The organism is Aequorivita sp. CIP111184, assembly GCF_900489465.1.
GTDB lineage: Bacteria > Bacteroidota > Bacteroidia > Flavobacteriales > Flavobacteriaceae > Aequorivita.
On the sequence record NZ_UEFQ01000013.1, the window covers coordinates 491972 to 504079 of the forward strand.

The window sequence follows — 12108 nt, forward strand, 5'->3', positions numbered from 1 at the left end:
ATGTCCTTAAAATCCTTCGGCGCAAAAATATTTGCCAAAATTGTTATTATTCAAATTCAAAAATGGTCTAAAAAACCTATTGAAACGCAGCAGATAGTTTTCGAAAAGCTCATTTTTAATGCAAAAAATACAGCCTTCGGAAAAGACCACAATTTCAATAATATTAATTCCTTTGAAGAATTTGCCAAACAGGTTCCAATTCGCGATTACGAAGAGTTGAAACCCTACGTTGATCGTGTAGTTTCTGGGGAAGAAAATATTCTTTGGCCCAGAAAACCCCTCTATTTTGCCAAAACTTCGGGTACAACTTCAGGTGCTAAATACATTCCGTTAACTAAGGAATCTATGCCTCACCATATTGAAGCAGCTCGAAATGCAATTCTTTGCTATATCAACGAAACTGGAAAAGCTGATTTTGTGGATGGTAAAATGATTTTTCTTCAGGGAAGCCCCGAAATGCAGGAAAAAAATGGCATTAAAATAGGTAGACTATCTGGAATCGTGGCGCATTATGTTCCCGCCTATCTTCAAAAAAACCGTTTGCCCAGTTGGGAAACAAATTGTATTGACGACTGGGAAACCAAAGTTGATGCTGTTGTTGATGAAACCAAAGACCAAGACATGACCGTAATTAGCGGTATTCCTTCGTGGGTGCAGATGTATTTTGAAAAACTTCAAAAAAATACTGGGAAAAAAGTTGGCGATCTTTTCAAAAACTTCAATCTATTCATTTACGGTGGAGTAAATTTTGAACCCTATCGCGCCAAATTTGAAAATTTAATAGGAAGAAAAGTTGACAGCATCGAGCTCTTTCCTGCCAGTGAAGGCTTTTTCGCCTTTCAGGACAGCCAAAAGGAAAAGGGAATGTTATTACTTTTGAATTCTGGAATTTTTTATGAATTTGTTAAAGCTTCATCTTTTTTTGATGAAAATGCAAAACGACTCACTATTGGAGAAGTAAAATTAGGCGTTAATTATGTGATGATTATTTCAACAAACGCAGGACTTTGGGCATACAATTTGGGTGATACCGTACAGTTTACTTCAACTAAACCGTATCGAGTAATTGTTTCGGGAAGAATAAAGCATTTTATTTCCGCCTTTGGAGAACACGTAATTGGAAAAGAAGTGGAGGAAGCGATGAAAAAAGCAATTTCAAAATTCAATTTTTCAATTACTGAATTTACCGTTGCTCCGCAAATAACGCCTTTCGAAGAAAATCTTCCCTATCACGAATGGCTTGTGGAGTTTGATAATGCTCCTGAAAACCTTCAAAAAGTAGTAGAATTTTTAGATTTAGAAATGCAGCAGCAGAACTCTTATTACCTCGATTTAATTGAAGGAAAAGTGCTTCAACCCTTAAAAATTGTTTCACTTAAAAAAGATAGCTTCCAAAAATTTATGAAATCTGAAGGCAAGCTGGGCGGTCAAAATAAAGTTCCACGCCTTTCCAACGATAGAAAAATAGCGGACGCGCTTGTAAAAATTCAGCCCCAAAATTAGTGTTATATTTGCACCCAATGAACAAATTGAAAACACATACAAGAACACGTGCGCAAGAAAGCACCCAAGCCATTGAGCGACTTTACATCACAATGCGCCACCTTTTTAACCGTGGGTTTTACAAACCTATGGGTATCTCTGGGGAAACGCTTCGTGAATCATTATTAACCCTTCGCCCTGAAATTTATGGCTCTATAAAGGAAGATAAAATTGAATTACAAGGTTTGTTATACGTAATGGACCGTTTGCCTTACGGAATTGAGGAATGTAGATTCATAAATTTAACCAGCGATGAAGGGTACAAAAATTCACATTTTGAGCCTATAATTCCACTGAAACGCCGCAGAAACTGCTACCGTATAGATGCTGAGCAGATGAATATCGAGATAACCCGCGGACGTTCGGAAATCTATGATATTTTAACACACTTGACCTTTCTTTTCATTGAATCGCACAAGATTATGAAGCAGGTGCTTATTAATGAAAATGGCGAGGTGATCCGCGATTGGAAAAAGCTGGAACAAGCGGTATTGAAAAACGGAAAACTTTCACAAGAAGAAAAAGAAGTTGCACTCACGCACACTGCTAATTTTCTGGGTAGAACCTTTGATGAGGTTAAAAGTGTTTATCCTTTTTTTGCAACAGAACAAAACGAAAATAGATTTTTAAACATTATTTATTTTCTAGGCAAAATAGCAATAGAAGAAATTATTGAGGATAATAAACGGATTATCACTTTCAGTCCTGTGCTACGTGAAAGTTTAGGTCACCATATTCATGGCGAACAGTGGGCTTATCAAATAAAGCAGACACTACAACAAAAAGGCTTGCTGGAACGTCCGTTACATATTATCAGCGCCAATATGCACAGTGTAATGAACAGTTTATATGCACCAAAAGCTTTGGCTTCTGAATTTTCAAAGAAGAAATCCATGGAAGTTTTTGAAGCCTTAAGTATTTCGGCCAACTTAAAATTACGCGAAAAAGTAACCAAAACTGCATTGGCAGAAGGAATGATTTTTATTGAAGACCAAAGCGGAACCAATATTGACGTTCAGATAATAGACACCTCTAAGATAAAGGAAAGTACTTATAGTGAAGGATTAAAGGACGTTGAAAACTCAAAAGTGCCTGTAATTGTTGTCATGGACTATGCTTTTGGGGAACAGGCCTATGAAACAATGGACGAGCTTTTAAAACCTTTTGTGGATGCGAATAAAGAAAGACATTTTTTAAATGTTGCTTCAGTATCCATAATGGGAAAAGCAGGAATCTTGGAAGGTGGAAAAGGAGACATTATGATACCATCAGCCCATGTTTTTGAAGGTACGGGAGATAATTACCCCTTTAAAAATAAACTAGAGAAATCACTTTTTAAAGATGATGATGTAAAAGTTTGTACTGGAACTATGATTTCAGTTCTGGGAACTTCGCTTCAAAATCGTGATGTACTCAAGTTCTTCTATAATTCCTCTTGGAATGTAATTGGGCTGGAAATGGAAGGCGCACATTATCAAAAAGCGATACAGTCTGCTTCTAAAATTCGGCATAGTATCAGTCCGAAAGTGAAGGTTAGATATGCGTATTATGCTTCTGACAATCCATTGGAAACTGGAAGTACTTTAGCTTCCGGCGGATTGGGCACAACTGGCGTAAAACCCACCTATTTAATTACTGAAAAGATGTTAAAACAGATTTTAGACACTTCTAAAAATTAATTTTAATGAATGATAAAGTACTGATTACCGGAGGCGCAGGTTTTATAGGTTCCAATTATGTGGAATATGTACTAAATAATTCGGCAGACGAAATATTCGTGCTCGATAAGCTTACCTATGCCGGGAATTTGAAGAATTTGGAAAATGTTTCAGACAAAATCACCTTCATAAAAGGAGATATTTGTGATTTGGATATGGTTCAAAAACTATTCACAGAACATCAATTCCAGAAAGTAGTTCATTTTGCTGCGGAGAGTCACGTGGACAATTCCATTTCAGGCCCTTCAGAATTTATTCAAACAAATATTGTTGGTACGTTTAACTTGCTTCAAAGTGCCTATAAAACTTGGATGAATGGCCCGAATGATTTAAAAGATGAATTCAAAAACGCCCGTTTCTTGCATATTTCTACCGATGAGGTTTATGGAACATTGGGCGAAACTGGGCTTTTTACAGAAGAAACATCTTATGCGCCCAATAGCCCATATAGTGCTTCAAAAGCATCTTCAGATTTCATTGTTCGCAGTTATTTCCATACTTACGGAATGCCTGTTGTAACTACAAATTGTTCAAATAATTACGGGCCAAATCAGCATAAGGAAAAATTGATTCCAACCATTATTCGCAAAGCTATTTCAGGACAACCAATCCCAATCTACGGCGACGGAAAAAATGTACGCGATTGGCTCTATGTAATGGATCATTGCAGCGGCATTTATTTAGCTTTAGAAAAAGGAAAACTGGGTGAAACTTACAACATTGGCGGTCGCAATGAACGTGAAAACCTTTATATTGCCAATGTTATTTGTGAATTGTTGGATGAAATGCTTCCTAGGGATGCTTCCTATAAAGAACAAATAACATTCGTAAAAGACCGTCCTGGCCATGATTTTAGATACGCTATTGACGCTTCAAAAATTGAAAACGAGTTAGGTTGGAAAGCGAAGGAGAATTTTGAAACTGGTATCAAGAAAACGATAGCTTGGTATTTGGATAATAGAGATAGATTATAATTTTAAGCCACATATGAAAGGAATAATTTTAGCAGGAGGTTCAGGCACACGTTTGCACCCCATCACTTTGGCAGTCAGCAAACAACTTATGCCTGTCTATGACAAACCGATGATATATTATCCGTTATCAACACTTATGTATGCTGGTATTCGGGATATTTTAATTATTTCCACTCCGCAGGATCTCCCTCTTTTTAAACAACTTTTGGGCGATGGAAAAAAACTGGGCTGCAACTTTGAATATGCAGAACAAGCAAACCCAAATGGACTGGCAGAGGCTTTTATTATTGGCAAGGAGTTTATTGGCAATGATAAAGTTGCCTTAATTCTTGGCGACAACATTTTTTACGGTTCTGGTTTGAAGGAACTTTTGCAATCAAATAATAATCCTGATGGCGGAGTAATTTATGCATACCATGTGTTAGATCCTGAAAGATATGGCGTTGTGGACTTTGATAAAGATGGAAAAGCACTTTCCATTGAAGAAAAGCCAAAAAACCCCAAATCAAATTATGCAGTTCCCGGAATCTATTTTTATGATAATAGCGTCGTGGAAATTGCCGCGAACATAAAACCCAGCGCTCGAGGCGAACTCGAAATAACCGATGTGAACAACGTGTACTTAAAAAAAGGTAAATTAAATGTTAGTATTCTTGATAAAGGCACAGCGTGGCTGGACACGGGCACCTTTGCTTCCTTAATGCAAGCAGCACAATTTGTTGAGGTTATTGAAGAACGACAAGGCTTAAAAATTGGTGCCATTGAAGAAGCTGCTTATGAAATGGGCTATATTTCAAAGGAACAGTTAATCGCCTTGGCAGAACCTTTATTGAAAAGCGGATATGGAAAACATTTACTTCAACTCGATTAAATTTGGAACTACAAAAAACTCCTTTAAAAGATTGTTTTATACTCAAACCGGATGTTTTTAGGGATGAACGGGGTTTATTTTATGAAACCTACAATCAAGCCTCATTTGAAAAAATCACGGGATTAAAATTTAATTTTGTCCAAGACAACCAATCTGTTTCATCAAAGGGTGTACTGCGCGGGCTTCATTTTCAAAATGGAGAAATGGCACAGGCCAAGCTTGTTCGGGTTGTGAAAGGCGAGGTTTTAGATATAGTGGTTGATCTTCGGAAAGATTCCGAAACTTTTCGAGAATCTTTCTCCCTTATTTTGAACGATAAAGAACATCTTCAACTTTTTGTGCCTAGAGGTTTTGCGCATGGCTTTATTACACTTTCTGAACAATCTATATTTTCTTATAAGTGTGATAATTATTACGATAAAACTTCAGAAAGCGGAATCATCTATAATGACGCAACCTTAGCATTAGATTGGCATCTTCCAAAGGAAGAATTCATTATTTCAGCAAAAGATTTGGAACTTCCCACTTTTGAGGAAGCGATTTCATGAAAAAAATATTGGTTACAGGCGCTAACGGACAACTGGGAAGATGCATAAAAGATGCTGCACCCGATTTCCTCGACCTTGAATTTATCTTCCTTTCAAAAGAAGAGTTGGATATTGAAAATTCGGCGTTGCTTGCAGATTTCTTAAAAAAAAACACTTTTAATTTTTGCATAAATACAGCTGCTTACACTAACGTTGAAAATGCGGAAAGTGAGTCTGAAAAAGCATTTACAATCAACGCCCAAGCAGTGAAAAATTTAGCTGAAACCTGTAAGGAAAATCACGTTGTTCTGCTTCATATTTCCACTGACTACGTTTTTGACGGAAAAAAAGAATCTCCTTACTTGGAATCCGATGCAACAAACCCCCTCAATGTTTACGGTGCTTCAAAACTCAAAGGAGAAGATTATATTCAAGAAATTTGCGATAAATTTTTTATTTTCCGCACTTCTTGGCTCTATTCGCAATACGGTCATAATTTTTTGAAAACAATCTTGAGGTACGCTAGAGAAGGAAAGCCGCTTACTATTACCACCGAACAAATTGGAACTCCTACAAATGCAAATGATTTGGCAAATGCGCTATTACAGACAATTTCACAAAATTCAATAGATTATGGCGTTTATCACTATAGTAACTATGGGGAGACTACTTGGTTTGGCTTTGCAGAAGCGATACTCCAGCTAACGGAAAAATTAAAAGATACAAATCTTGCAAAAACCAACCATTACCGTACTTTTGCCGCAAGACCAAAGTATAGTGTTCTAGATAACACAAAGGCACAGAATACGTTAAAATTAAAGCATATAGACTGGCTGGAAAGCTTAAAATCTGTATTAATAAAGACAGTCAATAATTTATAATAATAGTTGTTTATGGCACAGCAAAATTCATCAGAAGAGGTTGATTTGGGGTATTTGTTCCGAAAATCTAACAATTTTTTTAAACACTTGGCAAAAGCCTTGTTTCAAGCTTTAGACTTCCTAAGAAAATACTTTGTTATCCTAATCATTTTAGTACTCATCGGGTTCGCTTATGGATATTACAAAGATTACAATACTGAGGAAACCTATAAAACCGAAGTCATTGTAATTCCAAATTTTGAAAGTGTTGATTATATGTATGGAAGAGTGGAAGCAATTAATCTCAAAATTGCTCAAGGTGACACTCTTTATCTCAAGAATATCTTTGGTAAAGATTTTGGAAAGCTTCAAAATATTGAATTAGAAGCAATCGTTGACATTTATAATTTTATATCTAAATCTTATAGAAATTATGATGTGTTAAGGCTTATAGCTGAAAATCAAGATTTTTCAAAATATGCCGAAGACCTTTCCACAAGCAAGTATTACAAGTATCATCGCATGATTATTTCAATAAAAGGAGGCAATTCTTCCGAAAATATTGTTACTGACCTTCTTGCTTTCCTTAACGAAAACAATCATTTCAAGGATTATCAAAAAGTTTACAAAGAGAATAACGAGCTAGACATTCAAGAGCATTATTTGATGATATCACAGATAGACTCCGTTATGAAAGCAAATTCTAATTTAAATAATACAGCGACTAATGTTTCTATCAATAACGGAACCGATTTGTTTAATCTTATTGACAGGAAAAGACAATTGATAAAAGAAATTTTAGAACTTAAAATGGAAGCTATAGACTTTAGCGTGCCTATCAAAATTGTAAGTGCTGATTATAACTTGGAATCCTCAAAAATAATACAGATACCAAACAAAATTAAGTATCCATTACTTTTAGTGTTTTTGTTTTCACTCGTATTTTTTATTATATATCTTTTTAAGAGTCTAAAAAAATATTCGTCTTTAGAGTAAAGACGCTACTAATTTATTTATTGTAAAAATCCTTTTTTCAAAGAAGAATTTCATGAAAAAGAAGAACTTAATTGTTTTTGGAACAAGGCCAGAAGCTATAAAAATGGCTCCTTTGGTTCAGAAATTTATAGAGAATAAAAATTTTGATACTAAAGTATGTGTTACTGCACAGCACCGTGAAATGCTTGATCAAGTATTGGATTTCTTTGAAATAACACCAGATTTTGATTTGAATTTGATGAAACCAAATCAAAATCTTTACTCTCTAACAGCCTCCATAATTGAGAATATGAAACCCGTCCTTGATGAGGTTAAACCAGATTATGTATACGTTCACGGAGATACAACAACATCTATGGCGGTAGGTATTGCTGCTTTTTATAGTGGCGCTAAAATATGTCACGTAGAGGCAGGCTTAAGAACTTTTGACAGACAATATCCTTTCCCTGAAGAATTCAACCGTCAGCTTACTGGAAAAATTGCTGATTTTCATTTTTCGCCTACTGAGCTTTCTAAGAGAAATCTTTTAGTGGAAAACACTAAAGAAGACAACATCCTAGTTACCGGCAATACTGTAATAGATGCACTTCTTTATGGAATTGAAAAAGTAAATGCTGAAAACTTTATTGATGAAGAAATTGAGAGTTTAAAAACTATTTTGAATTTTCAGAAAAAAATTATACTTGTTACTGGACATAGACGAGAAAATCATGGAGATGGGCTAATAAACATTTGTACAGCTTTAAAAACAATTGCACAAAACAATCCAGATGTTGAGATAATTTATCCAGTTCATTTAAATCCGAATGTAAAAGGACCAGTGAACGAACTTCTTGGCGGGATTGAAAATATACATTTAATAGCCCCATTGGCATACCCTGCGTTTATTTGGCTAATGGAGAAATCCTATTTAATCATTACAGATAGTGGCGGAATTCAGGAAGAAGCACCAAGCTTGGGGAAACCTGTTTTGGTAACAAGAACCACCACCGAGCGTCCAGAAGCTGTTGAAGAAGGCACTGTAATTTTAGTAGGGACAGATTCAAATAGAATTATTGACGAAACCGAAAAATTATTGATTAATAAAGAATATTACGAAGGAATGAGTATGCTTCACAACCCGTATGGGGACGGAAAAGCAACCCAACGAATTGTAAATTTTATTGAAGGATTATAAAAATGAAGAACAAACCCACTGTGGTAATGATGGGCCTAGGCTATATTGGTTTACCAACAGCAGCTTTAATTGCCAGTAAAGGAATAAAAGTAACAGGAATTGATATAAATCAACATGTTGTAGACACTATAAATGAGGGCAAAATACACATTGTTGAGCCAGATCTAGATGGACTGGTTCATCATGTGGTAAAGCAAGGCTATCTAAACGCCTCCATAAAGCCCGTAGAAGCAGATGTCTATTTAATTGCGGTACCAACCCCTTTTAAAGATAATCACGTGCCAGATCTCTCTTATGTAGAAAGCGCGGTAAAAAATATTATTCCAACATTACAAAAAAATGCACTTGTTATCTTAGAATCAACAAGTCCAGTCGGAACAACCCATAGTATTCAAAAAATAATTTTTGAGGCACGACCTGACTTAAAAGGCGAAATCTTTATTGCATATTGTCCAGAACGGGTATTACCAGGAAACGTTATTTATGAACTAGAACAAAATGATCGTGCAATAGGCGGAATTGATGAAGCATCCACCGAAAAAGCCATTTGGTTTTACAAGCATTTCGTTAAAGGTGAATTGCATAAAACCAATTCTCAAACTGCTGAAATGTGCAAATTGGTTGAAAACTCCTCACGCGATGTTCAGATAGCATTTGCAAATGAGCTTTCAATGATCTGCGATAAAGCTAATATCAATGTGTGGGAATTGATTCGTTTGGCAAACAAACATCCTCGAGTAAACATATTGCAGCCAGGAACTGGCGTTGGCGGCCATTGTATCGCTGTAGATCCGTGGTTTATAGTTTCTGAATTTCCTGAGGAATCAAAAATAATACGTTCTGCGCGCGAAATAAATAACTATAAAACTGAGTGGGCCATTGAAAAAGTAAAAAATGCCGCACTTCAGTTTAAAATTGATAATGGTAGAGATGCTATTATAGCTTGTATGGGTCTTGCATTTAAACCAAACATTGATGATTTAAGAGAATCTCCCGCACTTCACGTAGCTGAACAGTTACAAACAGATGGTTTTAAAGTATTATTTGTGGAGCCAAATTTGAATACACACACCAAATACCAGCTAACAGAAATGAATAAAGCAAATGAAAAAGCCGATATCATTACCTATTTGGTAGCTCACAAAGAGTTTAAAGGCTTAAAGCTGAACGCTGAAATAAAAGTTTTTGATTTTTGTGGTGTGCTTAATACAATCAAATAAATTATTGAATCTGTGAAAGATGTAGTGAACATACTACCACTATAAAATCATAGAGCCTTTTTAGATGAACCTATAATTTTAAAATAGCATGCCTATAGAAAAGGTAAATTGGGATAGTGAATTTTTTGGTTACAATGTAGGCAAATTGATGCTATCGAAAGGTTCTTCCTTTAGCTTGCAAGAATTTCTGAAAGAGAGTGAAAGCTTTAAATTGGTCTACATTTTTTCTCAGGATAAATTGGATGATGCTCCATTAAGATTGATGGATGAAAAGGTGGTATTTAAATACAATCTTAATCAATGGAAAAAGAGAGCTTCCAATAAAAACTTAACTTCTTTTAATTTTAGTATAGACGGTTACGAACAGTTAAAACAACTTTCCTTAAAAAGTGGGCTATATTCTAGATTCAGCAGAGACGAAAATTTTAGAAATGATGAATTTCAAAGAATGTATCTGCAATGGATTGAGAATCTGGTCATCAAAAAAGAAGCTTTTGAAATAATTGTCTATATAGAGAGCAACGATATTCTAGGTTTTGCATCTTTAAACACAAAGGAGGATAATACCGCAAATATTGGCTTAGTAGCAGTAAGCAATAAAGCTCGGGGAAAAGGAATTGGTTCTCAACTAATCGAAGAAGCAATAAATATAGCGGCCGCGAAAGGATTTAATAGTATTGAGGTAGTAACACAAATGGAAAATCAAGCTGCCGTCGGACTTTACAAAAAATGTGATTTTGAGATAAAATCAATTACAAATATTTATCATTACTGGAATCTATGATACCTTTTAACAAACCCTTCCTTTCAGGAAACGAACTTCAATATATTTCGGAAGCAGTAACCTCAGGCAAAATTTCTGGAAATGGCATTTTTACTAAAAAATGTCAAACTTTTTTTGAAGAAAAATTCAGCTTTAAAAAAACACTGTTGACTACCTCTTGTACAGATGCGCTAGAAATGGCAGCCCTGTTAATTAATATAAAACCGGGAGACGAAATAATTGTACCCTCATATACCTTCGTTACCTCTGCTCTTGCATTTGTGCGGGAGGGAGCCAAAATAGTTTTTGTAGACAGCAGAGATGACCATCCGGGCATGGATGAACAGAAAATTGAAGCTGCCATTACCAATAAAACTAAAGCAATTGTAGTGGTTCATTATGCAGGAGTTGCTTGCGATATGGATGTTGTAATGGATGTGGCATTACGTAACAATTTATATGTAATAGAAGATGCCGCTCAAGGAATAGACTCATATTATAAACAGAAACCCTTAGGAGGAATTGGACATTTGGGCGCTTTCTCCTTTCACGAGACCAAAAATATTATTTCAGGCGAAGGAGGATTGCTTTCCATTAATTACAAGGATTTTTTAGATAGGTCCGAGATTATTTGGGAAAAAGGAACCAATCGCTCTGCTTTCTTTAAAGGAGAAGTAGATAAATATGGATGGGTAGATACAGGATCTTCCTTTTTACCATCAGATATTATAGCAGCATTTTTATATGCTCAGCTGGAAAATCTTGATAAAATACAAACCAAAAGGAAGATTTTGTGGAATACTTATTACAAAGGTCTTCAAAATCTTCAAGAAACCGGACAAATTAAACTTCCCAGTATTCCTGATTATGCAACAAATAACGCCCACATGTTTTATGTGGTCACAGAAAATCCGGAACATCGGGATAAACTAATTTCTTTTTTAAAAGAAAAGGGTGTGCACGCGGTTTTTCATTATCTCTCGTTGCATAAAAGCTCATATTATGAAGGCTTATACGGTAAAACAGAACCACTAAAAAATGCTGATAGATATTCTGAGAATTTAATACGTCTTCCGTTGTTCTTTGAACTTGAAACTTCTCACGTGGAATATATTGTACAATGCATTGCAGATTTTTATAAAAAATAGTCCCAACTTTGCCGTAGCACTTCATAAATTTATATCCATTGAGAATACTTCATATAACTTCAGATGAAAAGTTTATAAATAGTATTTACTGGCAGTTCGAAAATGTATTTCCTGGAAGTAATGAGTTTGTGGTTTTTTTAGCCAAAGGAGTTAAAGAACCAAAATATGTTTCTATTGAAAATAATCTTCAAATAATTTCTGAAAATTCGAAAGGCCTTAAATTTTGCTTAGACCAAATAAGTAAGTTCGATTTAATAATATTTCACGGACTTATGTATTTCCAAAGTATGGTTTTTTTGAAGGCGAAAAATC

11 protein-coding genes are annotated in these 12108 nt (G+C 35.3%); all 11 read left to right on the forward strand.

Annotated features, from left to right (window positions below):
* The 11 genes from AEQU1_RS02375 to rffA all read left to right on the forward strand — a co-directional run bounded on the left by AEQU1_RS02375 (position 1) and on the right by rffA (position 11796).
* Entirely contained in the window at positions 1 to 1503 is a 1503-nt protein-coding gene (locus tag AEQU1_RS02375; RefSeq protein WP_111878481.1) for a GH3 auxin-responsive promoter family protein, read from the forward strand.
* A gap of 17 nt (positions 1504 to 1520) precedes the next feature.
* Positions 1521 to 3221 (forward strand): DUF6909 family protein, encoded by a 1701-nt coding sequence (locus AEQU1_RS02380; RefSeq protein WP_111878482.1) that lies wholly within the window; start codon positions 1521 to 1523, stop codon positions 3219 to 3221.
* A 5-nt stretch (positions 3222 to 3226) separates the two neighbouring features.
* Positions 3227 to 4234 (forward strand): dTDP-glucose 4,6-dehydratase, encoded by a 1008-nt coding sequence (gene rfbB / locus AEQU1_RS02385; protein ID WP_111878484.1) that lies wholly within the window; start codon positions 3227 to 3229, stop codon positions 4232 to 4234.
* Positions 4235 to 4247: 13 nt separating this feature from the next.
* Positions 4248 to 5105: a glucose-1-phosphate thymidylyltransferase RfbA gene (gene rfbA / locus AEQU1_RS02390; protein WP_111878486.1), complete on the forward strand. Its 858-nt coding sequence runs from the start codon at positions 4248 to 4250 to the stop codon at positions 5103 to 5105.
* A 2-nt stretch (positions 5106 to 5107) separates the two neighbouring features.
* Positions 5108 to 5653 carry a dTDP-4-dehydrorhamnose 3,5-epimerase gene (gene rfbC / locus AEQU1_RS02395; protein WP_111878487.1) on the forward strand — a complete coding sequence of 182 codons (546 nt, stop codon included), beginning with the start codon at positions 5108 to 5110 and terminating at the stop codon, positions 5651 to 5653.
* Entirely contained in the window at positions 5650 to 6513 is an 864-nt protein-coding gene (rfbD, locus tag AEQU1_RS02400) for a dTDP-4-dehydrorhamnose reductase (protein WP_111878489.1), read from the forward strand. Before rfbC ends, rfbD begins: the two co-directional genes overlap by 4 nt.
* A gap of 12 nt (positions 6514 to 6525) precedes the next feature.
* Entirely contained in the window at positions 6526 to 7488 is a 963-nt protein-coding gene (locus AEQU1_RS02405; RefSeq protein ID WP_111878491.1) for a hypothetical protein, read from the forward strand.
* A gap of 52 nt (positions 7489 to 7540) precedes the next feature.
* Positions 7541 to 8665 carry a non-hydrolyzing UDP-N-acetylglucosamine 2-epimerase gene (wecB, locus tag AEQU1_RS02410; protein WP_111878492.1) on the forward strand — a complete coding sequence of 375 codons (1125 nt, stop codon included), beginning with the start codon at positions 7541 to 7543 and terminating at the stop codon, positions 8663 to 8665.
* Between the two features lie 2 nt (positions 8666 to 8667).
* Complete coding sequence (gene wecC, locus AEQU1_RS02415; protein WP_220092303.1) at positions 8668 to 9885, forward strand: UDP-N-acetyl-D-mannosamine dehydrogenase; 1218 nt, start codon at positions 8668 to 8670, stop codon at positions 9883 to 9885.
* 88 nt (positions 9886 to 9973) lie between these two features.
* Entirely contained in the window at positions 9974 to 10669 is a 696-nt protein-coding gene (locus AEQU1_RS02420; protein ID WP_111878494.1) for a GNAT family N-acetyltransferase, read from the forward strand.
* Positions 10666 to 11796 carry a dTDP-4-amino-4,6-dideoxygalactose transaminase gene (gene rffA / locus AEQU1_RS02425; protein ID WP_111878495.1) on the forward strand — a complete coding sequence of 377 codons (1131 nt, stop codon included), beginning with the start codon at positions 10666 to 10668 and terminating at the stop codon, positions 11794 to 11796. The genes AEQU1_RS02420 and rffA overlap by 4 nt, the downstream gene beginning before the upstream one ends.
* The last annotated feature ends 312 nt before the right edge of the window (positions 11797 to 12108 follow it).